The organism is Ensifer sp. B1-9, assembly GCF_050474445.1.
Taxonomy (GTDB): Bacteria; Pseudomonadota; Alphaproteobacteria; order Rhizobiales; family Rhizobiaceae; genus Ensifer.
On record NZ_JBCHVG010000017.1, the window covers coordinates 130885 to 157676 of the forward strand.

Below are 26792 nucleotides of genomic sequence, written 5' to 3' on the forward strand. Positions count from 1 at the left end.
TTATGATTTTGGCCCCATATTTCATTTTTACATCACCGTTTGGCGTGGCAAGTTGATGCCTATCAAATCAACGGGGTTTGCGAGGACGATGCCGGTTCGGGAGCGATCGGCATCTCAGGGAGGAAACATGAAACGGATGATTCTGGCTGCGGTCGCGGCTTTGGCTATGAGCGGCGCGGCCTATGCCGACACGATCAAGATCGGCGTCGTCGGGCCATTCTCCGGTCCGTTCGCGCTTCAGGGCAAGAATTTCAAGGCCGGCATCGACGCCTATATGGCGCTGAACGGCAGCAAGGTCGGCGACGACGATATCGAGATCATCTATCGCGACGTGCCGCAAGCCGATCCCGCCCAGTCCAAGGCGCTGGCGCAAGAACTGGTGGTGAAGGAAGGCGTGCAATATCTTGCCGGCTTCTACTTCACGCCGGATGCCATGGCGGTAACGCCGCTCCTTACCCAGGCGAACGTGCCGCTCGTCATCATGAATGCGGCGACCTCCGCGATCGTCACCAAGAGCCCACTCGTCGTGCGCACCTCCTTCACCACCTGGCAGACCTCCACGCCGATCGCCAAGGTCGCCAAGGACGCCGGTGTTTCCAAGGTGATCTCCGTCGTCAGCGATTACGGCCCGGGCGTCGATGCCGAGAACGCCTTCAAGGCAGGGTTCGAGGCGGCGGGCGGCCAGGTGGTCGAGGCGATCCGCATGCCGCTCGCGACCAATGATTTCTCGCCGATCATGCAGCGCATCAAGGATTCCGGTGCCGAGGGCGTTTTCGCCTTCCTGCCGTCCGGCCCGACGACGCTCGGTTTCGTCAAGGCCTTCAAGGAGAACGGCCTGAAGGACGGCGGTATCAAGTTCTTTGCCCCCGGCGATCTGACGCAGGAATCCGACCTGCCGGCCCTCGGCGAGGCAGCGCTCGGCATCCAGACGACCTTCCACTACGCGGTCTCGCATGACTCCCCGGAGAACAAGGCCTTCGTCGAAGCGGCCGGCAAGGCGATCGGCAACCCAGCCGAGCTCTCCTTTCCGGCTGTAGGCGCCTATGACGGCATGCACGTGATCTACAAGATGATCGAGGCGACCGGTGGCGAGCAGGACGCGGCCAAGGCGGTCGAGGCGGTCAAGGGCCTCTCCTGGACGAGCCCGCGCGGCCCGGTCACAATCGATCCGGAATCGCGCCACATCACCCAGAACATCTATCTGCGCGAAGTCGCCAAGGCCGATGACGGCACCTACTATAACAAGGAAATCCAGACCTTCGAGAAGCAGGGCGACCCCGGTCTCGCTGCGCTGAAGTAGGCAGGTTGGGGCGGGCGCCTAGCGCCCGCCGACACCGATGACGCGCCGATCGGCTGCGCCCGTGAGCGGAGCCGCGTACACCGCGACGTCACAGGCGCTGGTGCAGGAATGGCGCTGCGCGCATATAGTGCGTCCCGAATCCGGCACGGCAAAAACCTGGAAGAAAGGGCAACGGATAGCCCCATGCAAACCGTCCTCAGCATTGCGATCGATGCCCTTGCCTATGGCATGGTGCTCTTCGTCATCTCCATCGGTCTTTCGGTCACAATGGGCCTCATGCGGGTGGTCAACCTGGCGCATGGCGCCTTTGCCATGATCGGCGGCTACATCGCCTCCTATGCGGCGCGCGATCTCGGCCTTGCCTATGGCTTCGCCATCCTCCTTGCGATCTTTGGCACCATCGCTATCGCAGTTCCGATCGAAAGGCTGCTCTACCGGCGGATTTACGGCGCGCCGGAATTGACGCAGGTGCTGATGACCATCGGCATCACCTTCTGCATCATTGGTATCGCCAACTACGTTTTCGGTCCGACGCTGAAGACCGTGCCGCTGCCAAGCGAATTGCAGGGATCGGTCGACCTTGGCTTCCGAGCGATCGCCACGCACCGCATTTTCGCGATCCTTTGCGGCCTCGCGGTCGCCGCCGGTCTCTGGTACGCGATCGAAAAGACTGCCTTTGGCGTGAAGCTGCGCGCCTCGGTCGACAATGCGGCGATGGCCGCCGCACTCGGGGTGCGCACGGAGATCGTCTATGCCGTGAGCTTTGCGGTTGCCGTTGGGCTCGCCGCTTTCGGTGGCGTCGTTGGCGCCGAGTTGCTTCCGGTCGAACCCTATTATGCGCTGCGCTACATGGTTACCTTCCTCGTCGTCGTCTCTGTCGGCGGTGCCGGCTCTATCCCCGGTGCTCTCATCGCCTGCCTGCTGCTCGGCGCGATTGATACGACCGGCCGCTATCTTATGCCGGAATTCGGCGAGTTCTTCTTCTACCTGGCGGTGATCGCGATCATCTGCGTCTTTCCGCGCGGGCTCGCCGGGAGGGCCAAGGGATGACCATGACGACGACGAACGACCTGATTGCGGCATCGCCCGTGCGCCGGCGCTTCGGCGGTGGAGACCTCATCGGCCTGGGCGTCATCCTGCTGGTCGCGGTGATCGGCTATTTCCTCTTTCCCAACAATCTGGCGCTTCTGACCCGGATCATTGCGGTAGCTCTTCTGGTGCTGTCGCTCGATCTCGTCACCGGCTATTGCGGTGTTGCGACGCTCGGTCACGCCGCCCTCTTCGGCGCCGGCGCCTATGCCGCTGGCATCGCCTCGGCTCATTACGGCATCAACGATCCGCTCGCCATGCTGGCGTTTGGTATTGTGGCTGGCGCGGTGGCCGGGCTCGTCTGCGGTGTCGTCATCCTGCGCGCCCACGGTTTGCCACAACTGGTGCTGTCGATCGCGCTCATCCATCTCTTTCATGAGCTCGCCAACAAGGCATCGTCCTGGACCGGTGGCAGCGACGGCCTTTCCGGGATCGCACCGACGGCGCTCCTCGGTCTCTACGAGTTCGACCTATGGGGACGCACAGCTTACGTCTTTGGCGTTGCGTTGCTCGCGATCGTCTTCGTTTTGTTGCGGCTGATCGTGCGCTCGCCTTTCGGCATGCTGTGCCGCGGCATCAAGGAAGATCCGATCCGCATCCGCTCCATGGGTGCCTCGCCGAAGATCGCGCTGATGAAGATGTATGTCATATCCGGTGCCGTTGCCGGCGTCGGCGGCGCGCTGAACGCGATCACGACCCAGGTCGTCGGTCTCGACAGCCTTTCCTTCACGATGTCGGCCGAAAGCCTTGTCATGCTGGTGCTCGGCGGTACTGGCTCGCTTTTCGGCGCGCTGACGGGGACGGTCGTCTTCATGTTCTTCGAGGACGTCGTGTCGGCGGCAAACCCCTTTCATTGGCTGACGATGGTCGGGGCGCTGTTGATCGCCGTCGTGCTGTTCGCGCCGAGGGGCATCTACGGTAGCGTCGCCAGTTTCGTTACCCGCCGCCGGGAGGCCAAGTGATGCAGCCGATCTTTGAAGTCCGCAACTTGAAGCGCGCCTTTGGCGGGCTTGCGGTCACCAACGATGTCAGCCTCAGCATGGTGCCGGGAGACCGGGTGGCGCTGATCGGCCCGAACGGCGCCGGCAAGACCACCTTCGTCAACCTGGTCTCCGGCAACCTCCGGCCTGACTCCGGCGAGGTGCGCATCGGTGGCGAAGCCGTGACCGGCGTCGATGCGATCGGCCGCGTGCGGCGGGGGCTCGTCCGCTCGTTCCAGGTGACCCGCCTCTTTGCCGACATGACGCCGGCCGAGCATGTTGCTCTGGCCGTGCTGCAACGAAGCGGCCGCGCTGGCCGCCTCTTCGGCAATTTTCTGGGCATGTCCGATGTCATGACCGAGGTCCAGGAACTGCTCGCCAAGCTCGGCCTCAAGGAGTTGATGCACCGCAAGGTGAGCGAGATCGCCTATGGCCAGCAGCGTCTGTTGGAGATTGCCGTCGCACTGGCGCTGAAACCGAAGGTGCTGCTGCTCGATGAGCCCGCCGCCGGCGTGCCGCAGAGTGATACCGGCCGCATCGAGCAGGCGCTGGCCGATCTGCCTGATGATCTCGCTGTGTTGATGATCGAGCACGACATGGACCTCGTCTTCCGCTTCGCCAAGCGCGTCGTCGTGCTGGCCGCCGGAGCGATCATCTTCGACGGGTCGCCGTCGGAAGTGACGAAGGATCCACGTGTACGGGAAGCCTACCTGGGGAGCTATGCCAATGCCAGCCACGCCGCTTGAGGTCGAAAACCTGTCCGCGGGCTATGGCCCGACGCGCGTGCTCGAAGGTGTTTCCTTCGCCGTTCCGGCAGGCGCCCGCCTCGCCGTTCTTGGCCGCAACGGCATGGGCAAGACGACACTGCTTGCCACTCTTGCCGGCCAGACGCGGCGATATGACGGGCGCATCCGCATGGGGGGCACGGACGTGACGCCGCTGCCGAGTGCCGCGCGCGCCATGCAGGGGCTTGGTTTCGTGCCTCAGGCGCGTTGCGTCTTTCCGACACTGACCGTCGAGGAGAACCTTTTCGTCGGGCTCAAGAGCCGTCCCAAGAGCGCAATCCAGGAAGCCTACGACATGTTCCCGCGTCTCCATGAACGGCGACGCAATCTCGGCAATCAGCTATCCGGCGGCGAGCAGCAGATGCTGTCGACGGCGCGCTCGATCCTCGGGCGACCTTCGATCCTGCTTCTCGACGAACCGCTGGAGGGCCTGGCGCCGGTTATCTGCGAGGAACTGATGAAGGCCTTCGCCGAACTGGCAAAGACCGGCGACATGACCATCCTGCTGGTCGAACAACGCATCCAGAGCGCGCTCGACTTTGCCGATCAGGTGATCGTGCTCGAGCGCGGCCGCATCGCCTGGACAGGAACACCTGACGCGCTCATCAAGGACCACGGCGCAGTCGAGCGGCTGCTGGGAGTCGGCGGCTTGCATTGAGCCTGGGTTCAACCCGGTTCGTGCCGGGTCGGATCGAGACGGCTGCGCTCACGCTCGTAGTAGCGCGCAAGTGGCGGCAGGGCCTTTTGCAATTGGTCGAAGACCACGTCATGCGCCTGAAGCACGCCGTCATACTTGGCTTGCACGAAAGACCGGTGGCGCTCGAGCGCTTCCTTCTTGGCACCGACGGCGACGGTGAAGACCGGCGATACGGTGCTGCGTCCCTTGACGGTGATGCGGTCCAGTTCCGCGATCGGGAAGGTCTTCTCCACGAGACGTGCGGTCTCCTCGCCAAGGAGCAGCGAGATACCGTAATTCTTGGATGCTCCTTCGAGACGCGAGGCGAGATTGACCGCATCGCCAAGGGCGGAGTAGTCGAAGCGCTGATGCGAGCCCATGTTGCCGACGACGCACTCGCCGGTGTTGATGCCGATGCCGATCCGCAGCGTCTGCGCGGGCCCGCGCTCCCGCTTCGCCTCGGCCTCCAGCTCCTCGTTGACCCGTGCAAGCGCCGCAAGCATGTCGAGCGCTGCACGCACCGCATGAACCGCATGGTCGGGGTCGTCGAGCGGCGCATTCCAGAAGGCCATGAGGCAGTCGCCGATATATTTATCGATAGTACCGCCCTGCTTCAGCACCGCATCCGACAGCGGCGTCAGCAATCGGTTGACGAGCGTCGTCAATCGCTCCGGATCGTCCTTCATTTCTTCGGCAATGGTGGTGAAGCCGCGGATGTCGCAGAAGAGAATCGAAAGCGTGCGTCGCTCGCCGCCGAGCTTCAGATGCGACGGGTCCTTGGCCAGTCGTTCGACAAGGGCAGGGGATAGGTACTGCTGAAACGCCCGGGTGATTTCGCGGCGCCGTCGACGTTCGTCGGCATAGTCAAGCCCGGCCTGGCCGGCGGCCACCGCAAGGAAGGCGAGCCCCGGGCCGAGAGGCGAGAGGAAGACATGGCCGAGGCGCATCGTCGCGTAGCTTGAAAGAACAATGAGACTGAGTGCGACAGTGGCGTAACCGAGCGTGCGCCACCCCGTGGTTCTGAGCACGGCGAAAGCGGCCAGGATCGCCGCAAATGCGATCGCCGCAATCACAACGGGTCGCGGAGCCCGCTGGATGAAGAGGTCGTGCGCAAGATTGTCGTAGATCGTTGCCTGCATCTCGACGCCGGAAACGAGCTTGTTCGAATGGACGGTATCGGACGTTGCAAAAGCATCCGCGCCTCCATCGGCAATCGAAGGTGCATTCTGCAAGCTGAGGCCGACGAGCACGACACGATCGCGAAAGGTGCCCTCGGGCAGGAAATTGTCGGGATCGAGCGCCTGGTAATAGGAAACAGTCGGATAGGTCCGCGCCGGTCCGAAGACCTGGATGAGCGCATCCGTCGGGGGAGGTTGCCTGCGCGTGCCGGCGATCCCGGCGAGAGCGGCGGCAAAACCGTCCGGATAATCGGGGATCGAGCGTAGCGTGCCGTCGCCGCCAAGATTGACCGAGGCAATGCCGGTTATGGCACCCTTGGCGGTGAAGCGGGCAAGCGGCTCGGTGCGCACGAACTGATCGGCCTGTGGTGCTTCCACCAGCGTCTGGTCTCCAGCGAGGACGACGTCGGTACCAAGCGCATTTTCCAGCTCATCATCATGCGCCGGATCGGCAGACGGCTCGGCAAAAATGACGTCCATTCCGATCGCGCGGGCACCGGCCTTGCGCAGCGCCTTGATGAGACGGGCGTGGAGGGCACGTGGCCATGGCCACTGCCGGCCGATCTCGGCCATCGATGGCTCGTCGATGGCAACGACGACGGGGCTGTTGTCGGGCAGCGGCGGCGTGCCGACGGTCGACAGATAGTCGAAGCTGCGCAATTCGTTGAGCAGCCAGGCATTGGTCAGGGTCGCAAGCGAAAGCGCGATGCTGACGAAGGCGGCAAGCCCCAGAAGCTTCAGCCGTCGCAGTGCGAAGCCACGCGAATCCAACTGTCCGTATCGGCCGCCCGATGCCTGCACGGCGACGTGCTCCTTGATCAGAACCGTACCTTGACCGTGCCCTTGAACGTCGGCCCCCAGCCGGGAATGCCGCTTCTGAGCTCGAAGTCTTCGTCAAGCAGATTGAAGGCCGCGAGGTCGACTTCGATCTGCTTGTCGAATGGTTCCCATTGCAGCGATGCGTCGAGCGTCCAGAAGTCGTCGAGCGTCGTCCCGCCTGCCGGCCGCGAGCCAATGTAGTTTGCAGCGATCGTCGCCTTGACGTTGGCGGTGTTGACCCAGGTCAGCGCTACCTGGCCGGTGTTTTCCGGCACGAAGAGAAGTTCGTCCAATTGGTTGGCGGTGTGCTCCTTGACGTCGGCCTCCGTATGGGCCGCCGTCAAGGAAAGACCGAAGCCGTGGCCGATCGCAAAGTTTGCCGTCGCAGCCACCCGATCGAGCTCGACCTTGGTGTAGTCCAGGTTGATTGTGGAGAGCGGGACATTGAGGGAGAGTTCGCGCACGTCCTGATGCTGATAATCGAGCGCCGTGAACAGCCAGTTGTTCCATTCCGCGTCCCAGCGGAATGCCAGTGTGTCGGCGTAGCCTTCCGCGCCGAAGCGAAGCTGGTTTGGCTGCAGGGCCACGACGCCGATCGGGGCAAGGGTAGCAACATCGAAATTCAAGCCATCGCGCATCGCGGCCGCCCGCAGCCAATGGCCTTCTGCTGGCGCCCAGGCGATGCCGAGTTTTGGCTCCAGGCGGATATCGCCGTCGTTGACATCCTCGATGTAGCGGGCAAACAGCGCGCCTTCCGCCTTCAGGTCCGGCGTGATTTCGTAGATCGTGTCGAGATAGGCCTTGCCGACCGTCTGCGTCGCGGATGTCGAGGCGGATGCGATCAGGGGATTGTTGATGTTGCCGCTACTCATCCCGAGCGGATCGAAGATACCGAGCGTGCTCGACGATCTGACCACACCGCCTTCGATCCCGTACCGCCAGGTGAAATCACCATCACCATAGAGGTGATTGATGGCAGCGATATAGGTCCGCTGTTCGTCCTCGCTTCGACTGGTGGCAAGGTCGGGAAAAGTCGCGTCCGAGAACCGAACTCGCTCGTTTTCGACGATGTTTCGGTCTGAGAAGAAGAAAGCGGCGTTGGCTATGTTGCGGTAGCCGAACGTATGGCTCCAGGCCACGCCCGATAGCAGCCGTGACGAGCTGTCGTCATTGATCCCATCAAAAGGTACCGCGCGCGGACCCGGAAAGTCAAAAATGCTTCGGACATCATCAAAATCGGCATAGTTGGCGTAGGCCACAACCCTGTCGTCCGGCGTGGGCGATGCCGTCAGGTAGCCGTTGCCGCCGAGAAGGCGTGTCTCGCGCTCGATCGCCAGGCCCTGACCAAGGTCCACCGTATCGCGTGGCTCCTCCCAATGGAGGTTGCCAAAGACGCTGATCGGGAACGGCGAGAAGGTGAGCCCGCGCACCTCCGCTTCGCCGATCCAGCCGGTGTGATCGTCGTCGGTGATGATGCCGCCGCCAAGCGCTGCCTCGAAGAACGGTCGTTGGACGATGTTCGCCGTGCGCTCGCGGCTCGCCAGCATATGGGGTTCGATCAGCAAGCCTTGAAAGAAGGCGGAGAAGCTTTGCGGGTTGGCGGTGTTGACGACCGGGCTGCCGTCGAAATCGTAGTCATTGAACAGCGGATTGACGCTGCCGCGCACCGCCTGGTCGACATAGCTCGATCCCGTGAATGGATCGAAGACCACATCGCCGTAATATTGGCCCCAGGCATTCAGCCCCTGAAGGCGGAAGGCATCGTTGAGTGTCGAGCCGGCGTCCTGGTTGGCGCCAAGCGGCGCACTTTCGCCACCGCGCGCCCGGGTTCGTCGCATCAGTTCCTGCGCATAGCGGATTGCAGCATCGGAATCGTACTCGTCGATCGCAATGGCGGTTCGCATCTGCATGATGACCGGATCGTTCTGATCGAGGCGATCGGCATTGTCGAGCGCCTGCGCGGCGGGGATGCGGTCGCCTTTCTCGTAGTAGGCGCCTGCCAGCAGCAATTGGGCATTGGAATAGGCGGGATTGGCGGTCGAGCCGGCGAGCAGGTCGTTCAAGGCCTTGTCCAGTTCGCCGGTCTGCATGTGGTAGCGCCCGCGGGCGACCAGGGTGATGTCAAAGGACGGGTCGGCGGCGAGCGCGGCGTCGATCTCAGCCTTCGCCTCCGTCATCCGGTTTTCGTCGAGGTAGAGGATCGAGAGATTGGCGTGGTAGAGTGGGTCTGCCGGATCAAGTTCGATTGCCTTCTTGAACGCTCTTTCGGCGCCGCGATTGTCGCCCCGATCGCTCTTGGCCAGGCCTATCCAGTTCCAGATGGATGGGTCGCCCGGCGTGATTTCGACAGCGCGCTCAAGATCCGCAAGCGCACCGCGCCGATCATTTTCAATGAGCAAACGATACTTGGCGCGAGACTCAAGCGCGGTTGGATCGTCGGGATCGTTCGCAAGAGCCTTTTCGATGCCGTCGCGGATTTCGTCGCGATCGTCGAGCAACATGGCAAATTGCGCGCGCGCTGCCGGAAGGAACGGGTCGTCCGGATATTGCCGTTCCGCTTTCTTGATCGTTTCAATCGCCGCGCGAATGTCGGTGCGGAACCCCGCGGTCCAGGCGGCGGCAAAAGCCCCATAGGCCCCCGCCGCCTGAGATGGCGGCTCCTCGATACGATCCGGATCTGCCAGGGCGCGGGCGAAATAGCCGCCGTAGGCGGCGACCGAGCGGCGCTTGGCATCGAGTCCAGGGGCCGCCTTTTCAAAGAGCCGCGCCGCATCGCTATATCGGTTCTCGGAACCGGCAATGAGCGCTTCGATGAGATCTGCGCGCGCGTTTTGCGATCGATTGAGGCCGAGCCGCCGTGCCTGTTCCAGTGCCGCTGACGCCTTCGTCCGTCCGTCGAACCGCAGGTATATTTCGGCGATCGTCAGCCAGTCTTCGGTCGAGCGGGAGGATTCCGGCTGCGCTTCGATCCGCTCGCGCTCACGGCGCATGTCACGCACCTTGAGCGGCGTCGGCGGCATCAAGGCGAAAGCATCACGGAGCGACAGATGGAACAGCATCTGCTCGCGGTCCTTCGGCGTGACGATCACGATTTTGGTTGGCGCTTTGCCGATAGCGGCCACGGCACCTTCGCCCTGCTTTACCGTCACGCTACCATAGGCGTTCTTAAGCTCCACGACACCTTCGAGAACGGTCAGTGAGGTCGTGTCGCCGGCGACGGTCAACGTCCAGTCCGTGCCGCGAATGGCGGCTGTTGCCGCAGGCGTGTCGATTTCGAGACCCTGGCCGCCGCGTTCCGCGCGCGCCCAGATCGTGCCCGACTGCAGTTCGAGGTTCGTGTCGCCGCCCGCTCCCATGCGCTTGACGCGCAGCGCCGTGTTGCGGCCGAGCCGGATTTGCGTGTGGTCGGAGAAGAGAACCGCGAGAGCCCCGGTTGCATTGGTGCGCAGCACGTCGCCAGAAAGCAGATCCTGGGCGAGGTCGACGAAGCGCCAGTTCGAGACGTCGACAAAACGAACTTCCTCGCCCGATTTGCGGGCGATTACCGATCCGGCAACGGGCGGCGTTCGCTTAACCGGTTCCGCGAATACCATGCTTGGACAGAGTATCGCCGCTGTCGCAAGCAGTACTCGAAGTCTTTGCCGCCCCATCTTATTTCCCGTCTCCACCCCACAGTGGATTCAGTGAATTTCGAGTGAGTCAAAGTCAATAGCGTTCGAATATTCGCAATTGTTTTCCAAGCTGTGTGTCTTATTCCGGAAACAGGTTGAGCCGTGCGGCGCGTAACGCTCGGGAAGGCGCAAGCCAGCAGGGTGCGCAGTTTCGTCGGCGACCGCCTAGGTAGCACTGTGAACTTGTCTAAAACGCAACCTTCGCGTGGGCGAAACGCGAAGGCCGTTACAAACGGTTATTCGAAGTTTTGATGGAAGGCGCGTACCTGGACGAACCCCCGCCGAGGGCTCGTTTGCGCCGGCCCGCTGCGATGCTTACACCGCGTCGCGCACGCGCTCCCAGGCGTTCATGAGGTGGCGGCCGAGGACCTCGGAGAGCTTTGCCTTGTCGCGAGCTTCGAGTGCGACGATCATTTCCTCGTGCTCGGCAACGGCCGCTGCCCATTTCTCCGGTCCCTCGTGGCCGATGAAGCGGATGCGCTTCAGCCGCGTCTGCAGAATGCCATGCATGTCCGCCAAAGCGGCGTTTGCGGCAAGCTGGACGATGGCCGAATGGATCTGTTGGTTGAGCTTGTAATATTGCAGCCGGTCGCCGGCCTTGTAGCGCCGGACCATCTCGTCATGGAGCGCGCGCACTTCGGCAATACCGGCATCGCTTGCAGCCTCGCAGGCGAGCTTGCCGGCAAGCTCCTCCAGCGTCTGCAGAACCGTCAGCATGTCGTGCACGTCCTTGGCGCTGAAGCGCTTGACGACGGCACCGCGGCTCGGAACGAGCTCTACCAGGCCCTCGCTTGCAAGATATTTTATGGCTTCGCGCAGCGGCGTGCGAGACACCCCGAGCTGCTCGCCGAGTTGGCCTTCGTGCAGGCGGGTACCGGGTGATAGGTCGCCCTCGATGATCATGTCGCGCAGATGGCTGACCAGCGTGTCGTGCAGTGCCGTGCGTCGGATCGGGCCTGGGCCGCCATCCGGCCGTCTCTCAAGAGATGTGATTTCGTTCATGGTCTTGCTTCTGCGTCTGGCGGCTGGGCGCCGGCCTTCTGTTCCCGTTCGCGCCGATTGAATCAGTGCTGTCTCATTAAAGCATGGAGATCGTCTCTTCTATCGTCAACAGAAAATGCTGCATACAGAATACAAAAGACTTGATGCAAAATTTTGAATAACGTATGACGGCAGCCGAAAGAATGAAGCGGAGGACATCTCACATGACGACCAACGGTGCTGCCGGTAACGGCGCGCGTCCTGTCATTGCGCTCGCCATGGGCGATCCGGCGGGCATCAGCCCGGAACTGACCGCAAAGCTGCTGACGCTTGCGGACATCCGCGAAGCCGCGCACATCATCACCATCGGCGATCGCCGGATCCTCGATGAGGGTGCCAAGGCGGCCGGCGTGACGCTCGATCTTGAGTCGTCGACGCTCGCAGATCTCGACAAGGCCGGAACGTCGCGTCACGTTTTCGTCGATCTCGCTCATCTCGATCCTTCCGACGTCGTTCGCGGCGAGGCGACGCTTGCTGGCGGCACCTTTGCGACCCGCAACTTCCGCACGGCGCTCGAGTTGGCGGATGCGGGAAAGGCCGATGCCGTCTGCTTCACCCCCTTCAACAAGAAGGCCATGCGCTTCGCCTATCCGGGCTATGACGACGAAATCCGCTTCGTTGCCGATGTTCTCGGCTTCACAGGCAAGGTTCGCGAGTTCAACGTCCTCGAAAAGGTCTGGAACGCCCGCGTCACCTCGCACATCCCGCTCAAGGATGTGGCCGACAATCTCTCGGTCGATGGCATCATCGCCGAGCTCGAGCTGACCCAGGCCTGTCTGAAGGAGGCGGGTTACGACGAAGCAAGGATTGCCGTCGCGGGTCTCAACCCGCATGCCGGCGACGGCGGCAGCTTCGGCATGGAAGAGATCGACATCATCGAGCCCGCGGTCGAGAAGGCGAAATCGCTCGGTTTCAACGTCGAGGGCCCGTTCCCGGCGGATACCGTTTTCGGCCGGGCGCTGAAGGAAGGCTACAACGCCGTCCTCACCATGTATCACGACCAGGGCCAGATCGCGATGAAGCTGATGGGCTTCGACAAGGGCGTGACCATGATGGGCGGTCTGCCTTTCGCGCTCTGCACGCCGGCTCACGGCACAGCCTATGACATCGCCGGCAAGGGGATTGCCGACGTCGGCGCCAGCCGCGAAGCGTTGCTGCTTGCCGTGCGCATGGCGAAGAAAAAGGCTGCGCTCAAGGCGGCTGCCTGATTTCGCGCGCTTTCACGCAATAACGGCGCAGGAGGAAGGTCTTGCGCCACAACTCAAATAACGGGAGGACCAGACATGAAGAAATCCGTTTCCATCGCATGCATCATCGCAGCCGCTTTCGGCGTTGCCGCTCCAGCCGCCGCTTTCGAACCCGATCGCCCGGTTGAATTCGTCGTCACCGCCGGTCCGGGCGGCGGCACCGACATCTTCGCCCGCACGATCCAGGCGATCATCGGCAAGTACGAGCTGATGAAGGCGCCGGTCGTCGTCACCAACAAGGGCAGCGCCGGCGGCGCCGAAGGCTTCGTCTATACCGCCACCAACAAGGGCGACGCCTACAAGCTGGCATTCGGCACCAACAACGCCTACCTGCTGCCGGTTCGCGCCAAGGTTCCCTACAAGACCGAAGACCTGACGCCGGTTGCGGCGCTTGCTTCCGACGAGTTCGTTCTCTGGGTCAACGGCAAGGCCTCCTATAACACCGCAGCAGACTTCGCCGCCAAGGCGAAGGAAGGCGGCCTGAAAATCGGCGGCAGCCAGTCGAAGGACGTCGACCAGATCCTGACCTCGATGATCAACGAGGCGACCGGTGCGACGATCAACTACATCCCGTTCAAGAGCGGCGGCGAAGCGGCCGTCCAGCTCGCCGGCGAGCACCTCGACGCCAACGTCAACAATCCGAGCGAAAACCTCGGCCAGTGGCAGGCCGGCATGGTCAAGCCGCTCTGCGTCTTCAAGAGCGTCAAGCTTTCGAACGACGCCAAGGTCGCCGGTGATAAGGCCTGGAGCGATATCCCGACCTGCAAGGAGTCGGGCATCGCCATCGACAACTACTCCATGCCGCGCACCGTCTGGCTGCCGGCCGGCGTTGATCAGGATGTGGTCAAGTTCTATGCGGACCTGATGCGCAAGGTTTCCGAAACGCCGGAATGGGCGAAGTACCTCGCCGACACCTCGCAGTCGCCGTCCTATATAGCCGGCGATGACTTCAAGGCCGCCATCGAGATGGATGGCGCGGCTGTCGGCGAAGTCCTGAAGCGCGAGGGTTGGCTCGCCAACTAACAGACGCGATTATCGGGACGGGTGCCTCTGCAGCGCCGTGCGTTACGCCTGACGCGCCATGGACGCTGTAGCACTTAAAATTGCAGCATAGTTCCTTAAATCGATCCCGATTCAGGAATCATGCGGAGGCGCCCGTCATCCGCTTTGAAAGGTCACGATCATGAGCGAGAACGGTGCGAATGGGGTCTCCCGCTTCGCGGTTGAGCTTGGCGTTGCTGCGCTGACCGGCGCCTTTGGCGCGGCGGTCTGCTACGGATCCCTCGATGTCGGTGCCGGATGGACCGAATTTGGGCCGGAAGCCGGTTATTTTCCCTTCTATGTCGGCCTGCTGATCCTTCTCGGAAGCGTCGCCAACATCATCCACGCTTTCGTCAAGCATCGCGGCACTGGCGAGATCTTCATCGAGGGTCAGCGCGCCAAGGTGGTCGCGTCGTTCCTGTTGCCGCTGATTGCCTTTGCCGGCGTTTCCGCCTGGCTCGGCCTCTATCTCGGCACGGCGCTCTACATCGCCGGCACGATGCTCTTCCAGGGGCGTTACAAATGGTGGATCGCGTTGCCTTCAGGCGTCGCCGTTTCACTGTTCTTCTTCGTCGTATTCGAGATCGGCTTCAAGGTTCCGCTGCTCAAGGGACCGGTCGAGGCCTGGTTCGGGATCTACTGATCCTGACGCCTAAGCTTTCCCGGGAGGAATGACATGGAAAATATCGGTCTTCTGATCGATGGCTTCGGCCACATCCTCAGCTGGAATCACATCCTGCTGATGATGGTCGGCGTCACGCTCGGCATTCTGGTCGGCGTGCTGCCGGGCCTCGGCGCGCCGAACGGCGTGTCGCTGTTGCTGCCGCTGACCTTCTCGATGGATCCGATTTCTGCCATTATCCTGCTCTCCTGCATGTATTGGGGCGCACTCTTCGGCGGATCGACCACATCGATCCTCTTCAACATTCCTGGTGAGCCCTCGTCGGTGGCAACGACCTTCGATGGCTATCCGATGGCGAAAGCCGGGCAGGCGAGCCGGGCTCTGACGCTTGCCTTCGTGTCCGCCGGTATCGGCGCACTCGCCGGCGTCGTCATGATCACGCTGCTCTCCGGCTGGGTGGCAAACTTCGCGTTGCGCTTCTCGTCGCCCGAATATTTCGCCGTCTATTTCCTCGCCTTCGCAAGCTTCATCTCCATGGGCGCGCAATCGCCCTTCAAGACGCTCGTCTCGATGATGCTCGGCTTTGCGCTTGCTTCCGTCGGCATGGATACGATTTCCGGCGATCTAAGGCTCACCTTCGATATTCCGACCCTGATCAAGGGCGTTAGCTTCCTGATCGCAGTCATGGGCCTCTTCGGCATCGGCGAGCTCTTGCTGACGACCGAGGAGGGACTGCGCTTCGAGGGTATCAAGGCGCGCGTCAAGCTCGTCGAGATCGGCCGCACGCTGGTCGAGATCCCCCGCTATTGGTTCACGATCCTGCGTTCGACGATCATCGGCATCTGGATGGGCATCACGCCCGCCGGCCCGACGGCCGCCTCGTTCATGAGCTATGGCGTTGCCCGCCGCTCGGCGCGCGACAAGTCGAAGTTCGGCAAGGGCGATCCGCGCGGCGTCGTGGCCCCGGAAACTGCCGATCATTCCGCCGGTACCTCGGCGCTGCTGCCGATGCTGGCGCTCGGCGTACCGGGTTCGGCGACGGCCGCGGTGATGATGGGCGGCCTGATGATCTGGGGCCTGACACCCGGTCCCATGCTCTTTACCGAACGGCCGGATTTCGTCTGGGGCCTGATTGCCTCGATGTATCTCGGAAACGTCGTTGCGGTGTTCCTGGTGATTGCCACCGTGCCGCTCTACGCCTCGATCCTGCGCGTGCCCTTCGCGATCATCGGCCCGGTCATCGTCGCAGTGATCTTCTCCGGCGCCTACCAGGTGGCAAACTCGGTTTCCGACATCTTCCTCGTCATCGGCTTCGGCGTGCTCGGCTACGTATTCAAGAAGCTCGACTATCCCTTGGCGCCGCTGGTTCTCGCCATGGTGCTCGGCGACAAGGCGGAAGACGCCTTCCGCCAGTCGATGCTGCTCTCCGGCGGCAGCCTGAACATCTTCTGGTCGAACCCGCTGGTCTCCTCTCTGATGGCGCTCGGCCTTGCGCTCTTGCTGTCGCCGCTCGTCTTCGGATTGATAGGCCTGGCTCGCAAGCGCAAGGCCGATGCCGAGCCATCGCATGGTGACGGCAGCGCGGCGGCTTGACAGAGCCGCCGTATCCCAGAAAGTCCAGTAAACCGTGAGGAGAGCCATGCCGGACGCGCGCAAATGGACCCGTAAAACCTGGCCGATCGCGGCGGCGATGATCCAGTATCCGAACGTGCTCGCCGACGGCAGTTCGGTGCAGGAACAATCGGTCGAGCAATGGGCCGAGACCTTGGCCGACGTGGTCGACGCCGGCTTCACCGAACTCGACCCGACCGATAGCTGGATCCGCCTAGCCGATCTCTCGCCGGAACGGCTCGACAGCTTCGTCAAGCTCACCCGCGACCTCGGCCTTACCATGCCGGCGATCTCGACCTCGCGGCGCAGCGTGATCGACCCCGAGCATGGCGACGAATACCTCGCCTACGGCCACCGCGTCATCGAAACCGCGGCGGCAATCGGTGCGGGCTCCATATCCTTTGGCTTTTTCGGCCCGTTGACCGAGGCGCAGAAGAAAGCGCTCTGGTTCTGGACGGTCGATGGTGTGAAGAACCCCGACGATCCGGCCATCTGGCGGAAGGCCGTTCAGCGCATCCGCGAGCTCGGCCGACATGCCGAGGAACTCGGCATGGAGCTGGCGCTCGAGATGTACGAGGACACCTATATCGGCTCAGCCGACAGTGCCGTGCGCTTCATCACCGATGTCGGGATGGCCAATGTCGGCATCAACGCCGACCTTGGCAACCTCGTTCGCCTACATCGCCCGGTCGAGCACTGGCAACAGATGATGGCCAAGGTCGCTCCATTCGCAAAATACTGGCACGTCAAGAACTACTACCGCACTGAGGACGAGACATCGGGGCTGGTCGTCACCCATCCGGCGCCGCTGGAGTTCGGTGTGATCAACTACCGCGCTGCCATCCGCCTGGCGCTGGCCCACGGCTTCAACAGCCCGTTCCTCTGCGAACACTACGGCGGCGACGGCCTCTCCGTCAGCGCGGCCAATCGGGACTATCTGAGGCGCATTCTGCCTCGCGACTAAGGGAAGAGACGTGATGACCACCATCTTTGACGCACCGGAAGAGTTCGCCACGACCGCGCTTGCCGGCTTCAGTTCGATCTATGCCCGCAACGTCCGTCTCGTGAAGGGCGGCGTCGTTCGCTCGACCAAGGTGCCGAAGGGCAAGGTCGCCGTCGTCATCGGCGGCGGCTCCGGGCACTATCCCGCTTTTGCCGGCTACGTCGGTCCGGGCATGGCGGATGCGGCCGTTGCCGGTGATGTGTTCGCTTCTCCCTCGACCGCGGCCGTGGCCCGTGTCTGCCGCCGGGCCGATCAGGGCGGTGGTATCCTGCTCGGCTTCGGCAACTATGCTGGCGATGTGCTGAACTTCGGCGTCGCAGCCGAACGCCTGCGCGCCGAAGGCATCGACGTGCGCATCGTACCGGTGACGGACGACGTCGCCAGCGCATCCGCCGAAACGCCTGCCAAGCGCCGCGGGATCGCCGGTGACCTCGTCGTCTTCAAGATCGCCGGCGCGGCCGCCGAAGCGGGCCTCGCTCTCGACGAGGTCGAGCGCATCACCCGCCTTGCCAATGACCGCACCGTTTCCTTCGGGGTCGCCTTTGGCGGCTGCACACTTCCGGGCGCCAAGGCGCCGCTCTTCACCGTGCCGAAGGGCGAAATGGCGCTTGGCCTTGGCATTCACGGCGAGCCGGGCATCAGCGAAGAAAAGACGGTTTCGGCGAGCGAATTCGCCAAGCTTCTCGTCGGCAAGCTTTTGGCCGAGCGGCCGGCTGATGCCCGCAAGGTCGCACCGCTGCTGAACGGTCTCGGTGCGACGAAGTACGAAGAACTCTTCGTCCTCTGGGTGGCGATCGAGAAGGAACTGAAGGCGGCCGGTCTCGAAATCGTCGAGCCCGAATGCGGCGAGTTCGTCACCAGCCTGGACATGCAGGGCTGCTCGCTGACGCTGATGTGGCTGAACGACGAGCTTGAGACCTATTGGCGCGCTCCTTGCGATGCGCCGGTGCTGCGCAAGGGCACGATTATCGCCGCCGAGGCCGCGACCGACGAGCGCAAGGACGAAGACGGCGCGATTGCGTTTGCACCCGCCTCGGATGCATCCCGGGAAAGCGGCAAGTGCATTGCCCGGCTGATTGGTGAAATCGCCGAAGCGTTGAAGCAGGCTGAAGACGAACTCGGCAGCATCGACGCCTTCGCCGGCGATGGCGACCACGGCCAGGGCATGCGCCGAGGTTCGGCGGCGGCCGACGAGGCGGCAAAGACGGCAGTCGCGGCCGGCGCCGGAGCGGCGAGCGTCCTGGCGGTGGCCGGTGATGCCTGGGCAGATCGCGCCGGTGGCACCTCGGGCGCGATCTGGGGTCTGTTGTTGCGTTCGTGGAGCAATGCCTTCGACGACGAGACGGCGCCTTCGGACGCCGCCATCGTCGATGGTGGCCGTCGTGCGCTCGATGGCGTCACCCGTCTCGGCCGTGCGCGCGTGGGCGACAAGACGCTCGTCGATGCGCTGGTGCCGTTTGTCGAGACCCTGGAGCGTGAATTTGCCAGTGGCAAGCGTCTGACCGAGGCGTGGAAGGCTGCTGCCAGGGCCGCGACCGAAGCGGCCGAGGCAACCTCCGGCCTGACGCCGAAGCTTGGCCGCGCACGCCCACTTGCCGAAAAGAGCATCGGTCATCCGGATGCGGGCGCCGTGTCGCTGGCGCTGACGGCGCGTGTTGCCGACGGGTTCCTGGCGCGAGCCGCAAGGGCCTGACGCTTTTAAGTGCCGGGATCGGGCGGCGGCAATGCCGTCCGATCGCAATCTCAGGCATGTGGTGGCCGCCATTTTGAGGCCGACTCTTCATCCCTGGACACGCCCAGCCCTCCGCTCTGGCCGATGTGAACCAGGCCGGGCCGCCGTGGGGCGTGGCTTTTTCAACACAATCTCTGGTCATTGTTGGGGAAACCCAATCAATTTTCGCGGCCGACGACAGCCTGCCACGGAATTGCCCGAAGCCAGGCTATGGCTTTGATTTCCTGCAGCGTGCGCTATGTGCTCGAGTTCGTGTGCCGCCGGTCATTGCCAATCATTTCTGACGTTCCGAGAAGGAGACAAGAATGAAAAAGAGTTTTGCCGTGAAGGTATCCGCAGCGTCTCTGGTTCTCGCTGGCGCGATGGCCGCAAACGCAGCCGATCTTGCGACTGTTCAACCTCAGCCTGAGCCCGATGCCAGCAACGGCGTCAAGATCGGCTATCTCGACTGCAACATCGCCGGCGGCGTCGGCTATGTGCTCGGTTCTGCAAAGGAAGTGGATTGTGTCTTCCGTTCGACGATGGGTGCCGAAGCATCCGACCATTACGCGGGTGCCATCCGCAAGATGGGCGTCGATGTCGGCTTCACGACGCAAAGCCGCCTGATCTGGGCGGTGTTTGCACCGACTGCCGGCTATCACCGCGGCTCGCTCGGTGGTCTTTATCAGGGGGCAACCGCCGAGGCGACGGTCGGCGCCGGCATCGGTGCCAACATCCTCGTTGGCGGAACCTCCGGCTCGATCCATCTGCAGACGGTGAGCGTGACCGGCCAGATCGGCCTCAACCTTGCGGCCACCGGTACCTCGATGACGCTGACGGCGGTCAACTAAGGTCGGTATCGTCGGCCGATTGCACCCCCGCAACAGGCCCGACATGACCCGGACAAATGACAAGGGCATCGCACTTCAACGGAGTTGCGGTGCCTTTTCATTTGAACTCCGCCGATTCCCGTTTAAGGAAGGCCGACCGGCGTTCTGCGCCGTAAAAGCGAATGTCGAGGGTTCGGATTGAACAAAAGCCTTTGCCTGGGCGTCGTTGCCATTTGTCTCGCGACCGCGCCGCGGACCGCCGCTGCCGAATGGCAGGCGGTCGAGAAGGAAGCGCTCTACACCGTCAACGGGCAGACGGGTGCCGAGCTCTACGCCTCGATCGGCGAACGCGGTCCGAAAGCCGGCCTCGGCCGGGCGATCGCCCATACCAATTTCAAGCTGACCTGGACGCGGAAATACGAGGAACAGGCCGGCGCCTGCGTGCTGACCACCGCCAAGCCGAAGCTGATCATCACTTATACGCTACCAAAGCCGGCAAAGCCGTTGCCTGCGGGCACGCGGGAGAATTGGGACATTTTCATCGATGGCGTGCGCAAGCACGAACGCGTGCACGGTGATTTCATCAAGGAGATGGTTCGCGCGATAGAAGGCGCGACCTTGGGCCTCACCGTCCCTGACGATCCCAAGTGCCGGAAGATCAGGGGCGAAATGACCATGCGCCTTGGTGCGCTTTCGCAAGCCCAGCGCCAGCGCAGCCGCGACTTCGATCAGGTCGAGCTGACGGACGGCGGCAATATCCACCAGCTCATCCTGAGGTTGGTGAACGGGCCGTAGATCGCTGATCCTCTCTGGCCGACAAGGACGCCGAACCTGTGCTCGGGGCCCGGATTGGCTATCCGCTCAAGCATAACGCACCAAGAACTCTTCAGCCGTCAGCTCGCGGAAATCGTCGAGAGCGCGACGGAGGCGCTGGTGGTCCCAGTCCCACCAGGCAAGCGCGTCCATCCGTTCGCCGATGCCCTCGTTGAAGCGGGTGCGGATGAGCTTCGCCGGCACGCCGCCGACGATGGTGTAGGGCGCGACGTCCTTCGAGACGACGGCGCCGGCGCCGATGACCGCGCCGTTACCGACGGTGACGCCGGGCAGGATGGTGGCGCCATGGCCGATCCACACGTCATGCCCGATCGTCACCCGGTTGGATCTGCGCCAGGCGAAGAGGTCATGGTCAAGCTCAGTATCGTCCCAATAGTTCGGCGCGCGATAGGTGAAGTGGTGCAGCGTCGCCCGCCAGGTCGGGTGATTGGTGGCATTGATGCGGGCGGCAGCAGCGATGTTGACGAATTTGCCGATCGTCGCGCACCAGATCGAGCCGTCCTGCATGATGTAGGAATAGTCACCGAACTCGACCTCATCGAGCCGCGAGCGTTCCTGGATCTCGGTATAACGACCAAGCGTCGAATTGCTGACGCTTGCGGTCGGATGGATGAAAGGTTCGAGCCCAAGCTTCTGGCTCATGCGGCAGCCTTTCTCGGCGAGAACATCGAGACGTCGAGGATGCGGTCGGCAACCGCGTCGCGCACTTCCTCGTCATGGAAGATACCAATCAGTGCTGTGCCCTTGGCCTTCTTCTCGGCAATCAGCTCGACGACGACCGCCCGGTTCTTCGCGTCGAGCGAAGCTGTCGGCTCGTCGAGCAGCAGGATCCTGTGGTCCGTGATGAAGCCGCGGGCGATGTTGACGCGCTGCTGCTCGCCGCCGGAGAAGGTGGCGGGCGGCAGGCTCCAGAGTTCACGCGGCAGGTTGAGCTTGCTCAAGAGTTCGCCCGCCTGCGCGCGGGCCTCCTCGATCGCCGTGCCACGGGCCTGCAGCGGTTCGGCGACGATGTCCAGCGCCGAGACGCGCGGCACGACGCGCAGGAACTGGCTGACATAGCCGAGCGTCGTGCGCCGGACTTCGAGCACGGTGCGCGGCTCGGCAGTCGCGAGGTTCACGAGCTTGCCGTCGTGATCCATCAGGATCTGGCCTTCATCGACGCCGTAATTGCCGTAGAGCATTTTCAGGATCGAGCTCTTGCCGACGCCGGACGGGCCGCCGAGAACGACGCACTCGCCCGCCTTAACCGAGAAGGAGACGTCGGCGACCACGGGCCGGCGGACTCCGTCACGTAAGTGCATGGTGAAGCTTTTCGCGACTTCGGAAACAACGAGAGGGGTTGCCATGGTTACACCTGCAAGATGGAAGAAACGAGGAGCTGGGTATAGGGCTCGCGCGGATCGTCGAGCACGCGATCGGTCAGCCCCTGCTCGACGACGGCGCCGTCCTTCATCACCATCATGCGGTGCGAGAGAAGGCGGGCGACGGCGAGGTCGTGGGTGACGATGATCGCTGCCAAGCCAAGGTCGTGCACCAGGCCACGCACCAGATCGAGCAGGCGCGCCTGGACCGAGACGTCGAGGCCGCCGGTCGGCTCGTCCATGAAGACGAGGCGCGGGGAGGTGACGAGATTGCGGGCGATCTGCAGGCGCTGGCGCATGCCGCCGGAAAAGGCGCGTGGCTGGTCGTCGATGCGGTCGACGCCGATTTCCACTCGCTCCAGCCAGTCGCTGGCGGTGGCGCGGATGTTGCCGTAGTGGCGGTCACCGACGGCCATCAGCCGTTCGCCGACATTGGCGCCGGCCGAAACCGTCATGCGCAGGCCATCAGCCGGATTCTGGTGCACGAAGCCCCAATCAGTGCGCATCAGGAAGCGGCGTTCAGCTTCTCCCATGCGGGCGAGGTCGCGGTACTGGCCATCGCGCATGTGGTATTCGACGATACCCGACGTCGGCATCAATCGGGTCGACAGACACGACAGAAGCGTCGTCTTGCCCGAGCCGGACTCGCCGACGATGGCGAGCACTTCACCCGGATAAAGCTCGAAGGAGACGTTGCGGCAGCCGATGCGGCTTCCGTAGAACTTCGAGACGTCGTTCACTTTCAGAAGCGGGAGGGTACTCATTCTGCGGCCTCCTGGCGGGCGAGCATGTGGCCTTGATGGCCGCAGGCGCGGCGGTCTTCGCAATGGTCGGTGTCGGAGCAGACGAACATGCGTCCGCCCTTGTCGTCGAGGATCACCTCGTCGAGATAGACGTCTTCTGCGCCGCAGAGCGCGCAGGGCTTGTCGAAGCTCTGAATCTCGAAGGGATGGTCGTCGAAGTCGAGGCTGACCACGTCGGTATAGGGCGGTACGGCGTAGATGCGCTTCTCGCGGCCGGCACCGAAGAGCTGCAGCGCTTCCGACATGTGCATCTTCGGATTGTCGAATTTCGGCGTCGGCGAAGGGTCCATGACATACCGCCCCTCGACCTTGACCGGATAGGCATAGGTCGTGGCGATATGGCCGTTGCGAGCGATGTCCTCGTAGAGCTTCACATGCATCAGCCCGTATTCCTCGAGCGCATGCATCTTGCGCGTTTCGGTCTCGCGCGGTTCGAGGAAGCGCAGAGGTTCCGGGATCGGCACCTGGTAGACGAGCGTCTGGCCTTCCGAGAGCTTTTCCTCCGGAATGCGGTGGCGCGTCTGGATGATCGTCGCCTCTTTCGTGCGGGTGGTCACCGCGACATTGGCGACCTTTTGGAAGAAGGCCCGGATCGAAACCGCATTGGTGGTGTCGTCAGCGCCCTGGTCGATGACCTTCAGCACGTCCTGCGGACCGAGGATCGAGGCGGTGACCTGGACGCCGCCGGTGCCCCAACCATAAGGCATCGGCATTTCGCGCGAGGCGAAAGGCACCTGATAACCGGGAATGGCGATCGCCTTGAGGATCGCGCGGCGGATCATGCGCTTCGTCTGTTCGTCCAGATAGGCGAAATTATAGGTAGCAAGGTCGTTCATCGCTGATTACCCTTGAGTGTGTCGACCGCGGATGGGGCCAGGATTTGAGCGAGATTTTTGTCTGGATGGTTGGGATCTTCGTGCTGTGTTCCGCGGTCGCCGGCCTGTTCGGTATTGCCCGCCGGCCGGCGCGCGAGCCGCATAGTCGAGCGCGCAAGAACGATGGCGGGGGCGATGCCGGCGTCGTCTTTGCCGGTGACAGCGGTCGCGATTGCGGTGACGGAGGCGGCGGAGATGGTGGTGGCGGCGGTGACTGAATTATCGCCGTGTGCCAAGGCTTGCCCGATCATTCTGCGGCCTCCTGTCGTTCCTTCGGCGTCTCGCCGGCGTTGGCCGTCTCATAGTCGCGGCGCATGCGGCGGACGAGGTCGAGTTCCGCCTGGAAGTCGACATAGTGCGGCAGCTTCAGGTGCTCGACGAAGCCGGTCGCCTGGACGTTGTCGGCATGCGAGATGACGAATTCCTGATCCTGCGCCGCGGCGACGATGTCCTCGCTGAACTCGTCGGTCCTCAGCGCCCGGTCGACCAGCGACATCGACATTGCCTTGCGTTCGCTCTGGCCGAACACGAGGCCGTAGCCGCGGGTGAACTGCGGCGGTTGCTTTGCCGAACCCTTGAACTGGTTGACCATCTGGCATTCAGTCACGCGGATCGTTCCGAGCGAGACGGCAAAACCGAGTTCAGGCAGATCGAGTTCCACCTCCACTTCGCCGATGCGAACTTCGCCGACGAAGGGATGGGTGCGGCCATAGCCGCGCTGGGTGGAGTAAGCGAGCGCCAGCAGGAAGCCTTCGTCGCCGCGGGCGAGTGCCTGCAGGCGCAGGTCCCGGGCCATCGGAAACTCCATCGGCTCTCGGGTGAGGTCACCCATCACATGGCCTTCGGGCATCTGACCGTCACCTTCGATCAAGCCCTCACCATCGAGAATATCGGAGACGCGCATCACATGTTCGCCCGGCTCCTTGATCGCCGGCTCCTCGACGGTCTCGTCGGAGATCAACGACGGGTCGAGCAGGCGGTGCGTGTAGTCGAAGGTCGGCCCGAGCAACTGCCCCCCGGGCAGATCCTTGTATGTCGCAGATACCCGGCGTTCGACCTTCATGTTGGCGGTATCGACCGGTTCGGAATAGCCGAAGCGCGGCAGCGTCGTGCGATAGGCGCGCAGGATGAAGATCGCCTCGATCATGTCGCCACGCGCCTGGCGCACGGCGAGCGCCGCAAGTGCGCGATCATAGAGCGAGGCCTCCGCCATGACGCGGTCGACGGCGAGGCCAAGCTGCTCGACCACTTGCTCGATGGTGATCGAAGGAAGGTTGCGATCGCCGCGGCGGCGGTCGGCGAGAAGGCGGTGCGCATTGGCAATGGCGGTTTCCCCGCCCTTGACGGCTACATACATGGGTCACGCCTCCTTGAGCGAAAGACGGGTTGTGCGCGGCAGGCAGACGAGCCTGTCTCCGGCCGTCAGCACGAGATCGACACCGCGCGGGAAGATCGCGCGATTGGCGGTCCAGAATCCGAGGAAGACGTCGGGCAGGCCCTTCACGGCAATTTCCGTCTCGCCCTTGATCCCGGGGCCCTTGGCGGTGAGCACTTGGCCACCGGTCAGCGCCTCGACTTCGATGACGAGCGTCGTCGAACGATCCGGGTATTCCTGGGTGCCGAGCGAGAACTGGTCGAAACCGGGGAAGGCGGCGCCTTTTTCGATGAAGGCGAAGCGGGCATCCGTCTTGCTGACGGTGGCCGAGGCACCCGTGTGGAAGGCGATCCATTGCGGAACGGCCGATTTTCCGAGCGCCGAAGTGAGCCAGATGGGAGTGTCATGATCGCAAAGTGTGAGCGCCACCGCGCCGGCAGCTACGCCGAGCGGAGCGGGTGGGGCGCTCGTCGTCTCGATGTGCTTGATCGTGCCCGGACGAGCGAACCCGTCCATCAGGCAGCGGAAGACGGATTGGGCGGCAAAGACCGGATCTGCGAAAGCGCCGGCGTAGACCTGCGATTGGCTGGCCATCAGTCATCCCCCCGGACCATGGTGAAAAAGTCGACACGGGTTGCCGCAGTCTCTTCGGCCTTGCGGCGTTCTTCCTGCGCGAGCCGCTCGGCCACGCGGCGAAGCAGGGAGTCGACATCTGCCTTGTTGCCAGCGCGCTGGGAAAGGGCGTCGAAGATTGCCGCCAGGCGGGCGCGCTGCCTGTCGGTTCCGAGCATCTGCCCGTGGCCGATCTCGCCGGTCGAAAGCCGGATGGTCGCGCGCGAGACCGTGGCCTCGCCAAGATTGAATGGATCTCCGCCGCCGCCGATCCGGCCGCGCACCATGACGAGACCTGTTTCCGGGCCGCGGACCGGATGAACCTCCGGCTTGTCGGCCAGCGCTTCCCAGGCGGCATTGAGCTCGTCGAGGGTTGCGCGGGCGAGCAGCCCCATGGCTTTCTTGCGCGCCGGATCCGGCGGGCTTTCCTGTTTCAGCTTCGCATCCATCATTATCACCTCAAATGTCTATTGATCTAGACAACTGTACATCTTATACTTTTCCATAGCGTCGGCAAATGACAGGCTTGTGACATGGCAATGCGAAAAGTGGTGGAACGCCAGACCGGGGTCGCTCTCTGGCGGCAGATCGCCGACAGGATCCGCTTGGCCATCAGCAATGGCGACTATGACGCGACCGGCATGGTGCCGCCCGAAACGGCGCTCGCCGGAGAGTTCGGCGTCAATCGGCACACGGTCAGAAGCGCGCTGGCAGCCCTTGCCGAAGAAGGGCTGGTGCGGGCCGTCCAGGGACGCGGCACGATGATCGAGCGCAAGGAAAGGGTGAGCTATCCGATCTCGAAGCGCACGCGGTTCTCACAGGGCCTCGGCCAACAGGTGAAGGAGATCGGAGCCAGACTGATTGCGCATGCCGAAGTGCCGGCAACCGGCGAAGTTGCGACAGCACTTGGCATCAGGCCCGGTGATCCGGTGGTCGAACTCAGGACCGTCAGCAGCGGTGACGGCCGCCCGCTCTCGGTGTCGTCGAGCTACTATCCGGCGCATCGGTTTCCTCGCATGGCCGAGGAGTTCGAGCGCTTGCACTCTGTCACCAAGGCCTTCGCCGCCCATGGCCTGGATGACTATGTGCGCGCCTCGACCGAGATCGTCGCCCGCCATGCCGACGCCGAGGAACTCTCGATGCTGAAGCTTTCGCCGGGCGCGATCGTGCTCGAGGCGCAATCGCTTAACGCCGATCTCGACGGCAAACCGGTGGAGTTTTCCCGCAGCCGCTTTGCGGCAGACCGGATGAAGCTGCGGATCGAGACATAGGATAGCGGCGCCAACTCCCCACGGCGACGACCCCATACCCGGCGTCAAGCGTTCGAT

At 63.2% G+C, this 26792-nt stretch carries 25 protein-coding genes; 14 read left to right on the plus strand and 11 right to left on the minus strand.

The features are described from left to right. Nucleotides 1-127 precede the first annotated feature (127 nt). The 5 genes from ACQ5BM_RS28660 (at nucleotide 128) to ACQ5BM_RS28680 (ending at nucleotide 4812) form a co-directional block, all read left to right on the plus strand. Complete coding sequence (locus ACQ5BM_RS28660) at nucleotides 128-1300, plus strand: ABC transporter substrate-binding protein (protein WP_429818604.1); 1173 nt, start codon at nucleotides 128-130, stop codon at nucleotides 1298-1300. Between the two features lie 183 nt (nucleotides 1301-1483). Beyond that, nucleotides 1484-2350 (plus strand): branched-chain amino acid ABC transporter permease, encoded by an 867-nt coding sequence (locus tag ACQ5BM_RS28665; protein WP_429818606.1) that lies wholly within the window; start codon nucleotides 1484-1486, stop codon nucleotides 2348-2350. Next, complete coding sequence (locus ACQ5BM_RS28670) at nucleotides 2347-3351, plus strand: branched-chain amino acid ABC transporter permease (RefSeq protein WP_429818608.1); 1005 nt, start codon at nucleotides 2347-2349, stop codon at nucleotides 3349-3351. Before ACQ5BM_RS28665 ends, ACQ5BM_RS28670 begins: the two co-directional genes overlap by 4 nt. Then, complete coding sequence (locus tag ACQ5BM_RS28675; protein ID WP_429818610.1) at nucleotides 3351-4115, plus strand: ABC transporter ATP-binding protein; 765 nt, start codon at nucleotides 3351-3353, stop codon at nucleotides 4113-4115. The genes ACQ5BM_RS28670 and ACQ5BM_RS28675 overlap by 1 nt, the downstream gene beginning before the upstream one ends. After that, entirely contained in the window at nucleotides 4096-4812 is a 717-nt protein-coding gene (locus ACQ5BM_RS28680) for an ABC transporter ATP-binding protein (protein ID WP_429818613.1), read from the plus strand. The genes ACQ5BM_RS28675 and ACQ5BM_RS28680 overlap by 20 nt, the downstream gene beginning before the upstream one ends. 8 nt (nucleotides 4813-4820) lie before the next feature. On the opposite strand, the gene ACQ5BM_RS28685 is transcribed toward ACQ5BM_RS28680, so the two are convergent. From ACQ5BM_RS28685 to ACQ5BM_RS28695, 3 genes are all read right to left on the minus strand, one after another. Further along, entirely contained in the window at nucleotides 4821-6809 is a 1989-nt protein-coding gene (locus ACQ5BM_RS28685; RefSeq protein ID WP_429818614.1) for a CHASE2 domain-containing protein, read from the minus strand. A gap of 17 nt (nucleotides 6810-6826) precedes the next feature. Next, nucleotides 6827-10477 (minus strand): FecR domain-containing protein, encoded by a 3651-nt coding sequence (locus ACQ5BM_RS28690; RefSeq protein WP_429818616.1) that lies wholly within the window; start codon nucleotides 10475-10477, stop codon nucleotides 6827-6829. A 336-nt stretch (nucleotides 10478-10813) separates the two neighbouring features. Next, nucleotides 10814-11500, minus strand: coding sequence for a GntR family transcriptional regulator (locus tag ACQ5BM_RS28695; protein ID WP_247960612.1), 687 nt, complete (start codon nucleotides 11498-11500; stop codon nucleotides 10814-10816). Nucleotides 11501-11703: 203 nt separating this feature from the next. Here ACQ5BM_RS28695 and ACQ5BM_RS28700 point away from each other — a divergent pair, with 203 nt between their 5' ends. From ACQ5BM_RS28700 to ACQ5BM_RS28735, 8 genes are all read left to right on the plus strand, one after another. Next, nucleotides 11704-12747 carry a 4-hydroxythreonine-4-phosphate dehydrogenase PdxA gene (locus tag ACQ5BM_RS28700; protein WP_429818618.1) on the plus strand — a complete coding sequence of 348 codons (1044 nt, stop codon included), beginning with the start codon at nucleotides 11704-11706 and terminating at the stop codon, nucleotides 12745-12747. Between the two features lie 75 nt (nucleotides 12748-12822). Continuing rightward, nucleotides 12823-13809: a tripartite tricarboxylate transporter substrate binding protein gene (locus ACQ5BM_RS28705; RefSeq protein WP_429818620.1), complete on the plus strand. Its 987-nt coding sequence runs from the start codon at nucleotides 12823-12825 to the stop codon at nucleotides 13807-13809. A gap of 160 nt (nucleotides 13810-13969) precedes the next feature. Continuing rightward, nucleotides 13970-14470, plus strand: coding sequence for a tripartite tricarboxylate transporter TctB family protein (locus tag ACQ5BM_RS28710; RefSeq protein WP_429818622.1), 501 nt, complete (start codon nucleotides 13970-13972; stop codon nucleotides 14468-14470). A 33-nt stretch (nucleotides 14471-14503) separates the two neighbouring features. Beyond that, nucleotides 14504-16042 carry a tripartite tricarboxylate transporter permease gene (locus ACQ5BM_RS28715; RefSeq protein ID WP_429818624.1) on the plus strand — a complete coding sequence of 513 codons (1539 nt, stop codon included), beginning with the start codon at nucleotides 14504-14506 and terminating at the stop codon, nucleotides 16040-16042. Between the two features lie 46 nt (nucleotides 16043-16088). Then, a complete protein-coding gene (locus tag ACQ5BM_RS28720; protein WP_429818626.1) occupies nucleotides 16089-17024 on the plus strand; it encodes a sugar phosphate isomerase/epimerase family protein in 936 nt (311 codons plus the stop codon). A 13-nt stretch (nucleotides 17025-17037) separates the two neighbouring features. After that, on the plus strand, nucleotides 17038-18756 hold the full coding sequence (locus tag ACQ5BM_RS28725) for a dihydroxyacetone kinase family protein (RefSeq protein ID WP_429818628.1): 1719 nt from the start codon (nucleotides 17038-17040) through the stop codon (nucleotides 18754-18756). 344 nt (nucleotides 18757-19100) lie between these two features. After that, nucleotides 19101-19625, plus strand: a complete 525-nt coding sequence (locus tag ACQ5BM_RS28730; RefSeq protein WP_429818630.1) for a DUF992 domain-containing protein — start codon at nucleotides 19101-19103, stop codon at nucleotides 19623-19625. A gap of 177 nt (nucleotides 19626-19802) precedes the next feature. After that, entirely contained in the window at nucleotides 19803-20399 is a 597-nt protein-coding gene (locus tag ACQ5BM_RS28735; protein WP_429818632.1) for a DUF922 domain-containing Zn-dependent protease, read from the plus strand. Between the two features lie 66 nt (nucleotides 20400-20465). On the opposite strand, the gene ACQ5BM_RS28740 is transcribed toward ACQ5BM_RS28735, so the two are convergent. The 8 genes from ACQ5BM_RS28740 to phnG are packed head-to-tail and all read right to left on the minus strand — an operon-like array spanning nucleotide 20466 to nucleotide 25913. After that, nucleotides 20466-21080 carry a DapH/DapD/GlmU-related protein gene (locus ACQ5BM_RS28740; RefSeq protein WP_429818634.1) on the minus strand — a complete coding sequence of 205 codons (615 nt, stop codon included), beginning with the start codon at nucleotides 21078-21080 and terminating at the stop codon, nucleotides 20466-20468. After that, on the minus strand, nucleotides 21077-21784 hold the full coding sequence (phnL, locus tag ACQ5BM_RS28745; RefSeq protein WP_429818636.1) for a phosphonate C-P lyase system protein PhnL: 708 nt from the start codon (nucleotides 21782-21784) through the stop codon (nucleotides 21077-21079). The genes ACQ5BM_RS28740 and phnL overlap by 4 nt, the downstream gene beginning before the upstream one ends. A 2-nt stretch (nucleotides 21785-21786) precedes the next feature. Next, nucleotides 21787-22563 (minus strand): phosphonate C-P lyase system protein PhnK, encoded by a 777-nt coding sequence (gene phnK / locus ACQ5BM_RS28750; protein ID WP_429818638.1) that lies wholly within the window; start codon nucleotides 22561-22563, stop codon nucleotides 21787-21789. Beyond that, the gene (locus ACQ5BM_RS28755; RefSeq protein ID WP_429818640.1) at nucleotides 22560-23438 is read right to left on the minus strand and encodes an alpha-D-ribose 1-methylphosphonate 5-phosphate C-P-lyase PhnJ; all 879 of its coding nucleotides are present in this window, start codon (nucleotides 23436-23438) and stop codon (nucleotides 22560-22562) included. Before ACQ5BM_RS28755 ends, phnK begins: the two co-directional genes overlap by 4 nt. Then, nucleotides 23435-23728, minus strand: coding sequence for a hypothetical protein (locus ACQ5BM_RS28760; protein WP_429818642.1), 294 nt, complete (start codon nucleotides 23726-23728; stop codon nucleotides 23435-23437). The genes ACQ5BM_RS28755 and ACQ5BM_RS28760 overlap by 4 nt, the downstream gene beginning before the upstream one ends. Further along, on the minus strand, nucleotides 23725-24834 hold the full coding sequence (locus tag ACQ5BM_RS28765) for a carbon-phosphorus lyase complex subunit PhnI (RefSeq protein WP_429818644.1): 1110 nt from the start codon (nucleotides 24832-24834) through the stop codon (nucleotides 23725-23727). The genes ACQ5BM_RS28760 and ACQ5BM_RS28765 overlap by 4 nt, the downstream gene beginning before the upstream one ends. Nucleotides 24835-24837: 3 nt before the next feature. After that, nucleotides 24838-25446, minus strand: coding sequence for a phosphonate C-P lyase system protein PhnH (phnH, locus tag ACQ5BM_RS28770; protein ID WP_429818646.1), 609 nt, complete (start codon nucleotides 25444-25446; stop codon nucleotides 24838-24840). Further along, nucleotides 25446-25913, minus strand: a complete 468-nt coding sequence (gene phnG / locus ACQ5BM_RS28775) for a phosphonate C-P lyase system protein PhnG (protein WP_429818648.1) — start codon at nucleotides 25911-25913, stop codon at nucleotides 25446-25448. Before phnG ends, phnH begins: the two co-directional genes overlap by 1 nt. A 90-nt stretch (nucleotides 25914-26003) precedes the next feature. Between phnG and phnF the strand changes: the two genes are divergently transcribed. Beyond that, a complete protein-coding gene (gene phnF / locus ACQ5BM_RS28780; RefSeq protein ID WP_429818689.1) occupies nucleotides 26004-26735 on the plus strand; it encodes a phosphonate metabolism transcriptional regulator PhnF in 732 nt (243 codons plus the stop codon). Nucleotides 26736-26792: the final 57 nt, after the last annotated feature.

Coding starts and splice junctions, on each gene's coding strand:
- ACQ5BM_RS28765 (WP_429818644.1), bottom strand. CDS start 24,834: ATGTATGTAGCCGTCAAGGGCGGGGAAACCGCCATTGCCAATGCGCAC.
- phnH (WP_429818646.1), bottom strand. CDS start 25,446: ATGGCCAGCCAATCGCAGGTCTACGCCGGCGCTTTCGCAGATCCGGTC.
- phnL (WP_429818636.1), bottom strand. CDS start 21,784: ATGGCAACCCCTCTCGTTGTTTCCGAAGTCGCGAAAAGCTTCACCATG.
- ACQ5BM_RS28690 (WP_429818616.1), bottom strand. CDS start 10,477: ATGGGGCGGCAAAGACTTCGAGTACTGCTTGCGACAGCGGCGATACTC.
- ACQ5BM_RS28755 (WP_429818640.1), bottom strand. CDS start 23,438: ATGAACGACCTTGCTACCTATAATTTCGCCTATCTGGACGAACAGACG.
- ACQ5BM_RS28665 (WP_429818606.1), top strand. CDS start 1,484: ATGCAAACCGTCCTCAGCATTGCGATCGATGCCCTTGCCTATGGCATG.
- ACQ5BM_RS28695 (WP_247960612.1), bottom strand. CDS start 11,500: ATGAACGAAATCACATCTCTTGAGAGACGGCCGGATGGCGGCCCAGGC.
- ACQ5BM_RS28740 (WP_429818634.1), bottom strand. CDS start 21,080: ATGAGCCAGAAGCTTGGGCTCGAACCTTTCATCCATCCGACCGCAAGC.
- ACQ5BM_RS28675 (WP_429818610.1), top strand. CDS start 3,351: ATGCAGCCGATCTTTGAAGTCCGCAACTTGAAGCGCGCCTTTGGCGGG.
- phnK (WP_429818638.1), bottom strand. CDS start 22,563: ATGAGTACCCTCCCGCTTCTGAAAGTGAACGACGTCTCGAAGTTCTAC.
- phnG (WP_429818648.1), bottom strand. CDS start 25,913: ATGGATGCGAAGCTGAAACAGGAAAGCCCGCCGGATCCGGCGCGCAAG.
- ACQ5BM_RS28670 (WP_429818608.1), top strand. CDS start 2,347: ATGACCATGACGACGACGAACGACCTGATTGCGGCATCGCCCGTGCGC.
- ACQ5BM_RS28720 (WP_429818626.1), top strand. CDS start 16,089: ATGCCGGACGCGCGCAAATGGACCCGTAAAACCTGGCCGATCGCGGCG.
- ACQ5BM_RS28680 (WP_429818613.1), top strand. CDS start 4,096: ATGCCAGCCACGCCGCTTGAGGTCGAAAACCTGTCCGCGGGCTATGGC.
- ACQ5BM_RS28725 (WP_429818628.1), top strand. CDS start 17,038: ATGACCACCATCTTTGACGCACCGGAAGAGTTCGCCACGACCGCGCTT.
- ACQ5BM_RS28715 (WP_429818624.1), top strand. CDS start 14,504: ATGGAAAATATCGGTCTTCTGATCGATGGCTTCGGCCACATCCTCAGC.
- ACQ5BM_RS28705 (WP_429818620.1), top strand. CDS start 12,823: ATGAAGAAATCCGTTTCCATCGCATGCATCATCGCAGCCGCTTTCGGC.
- ACQ5BM_RS28760 (WP_429818642.1), bottom strand. CDS start 23,728: ATGATCGGGCAAGCCTTGGCACACGGCGATAATTCAGTCACCGCCGCC.
- ACQ5BM_RS28730 (WP_429818630.1), top strand. CDS start 19,101: ATGAAAAAGAGTTTTGCCGTGAAGGTATCCGCAGCGTCTCTGGTTCTC.
- ACQ5BM_RS28710 (WP_429818622.1), top strand. CDS start 13,970: ATGAGCGAGAACGGTGCGAATGGGGTCTCCCGCTTCGCGGTTGAGCTT.
- ACQ5BM_RS28660 (WP_429818604.1), top strand. CDS start 128: ATGAAACGGATGATTCTGGCTGCGGTCGCGGCTTTGGCTATGAGCGGC.
- ACQ5BM_RS28700 (WP_429818618.1), top strand. CDS start 11,704: ATGACGACCAACGGTGCTGCCGGTAACGGCGCGCGTCCTGTCATTGCG.
- phnF (WP_429818689.1), top strand. CDS start 26,004: ATGCGAAAAGTGGTGGAACGCCAGACCGGGGTCGCTCTCTGGCGGCAG.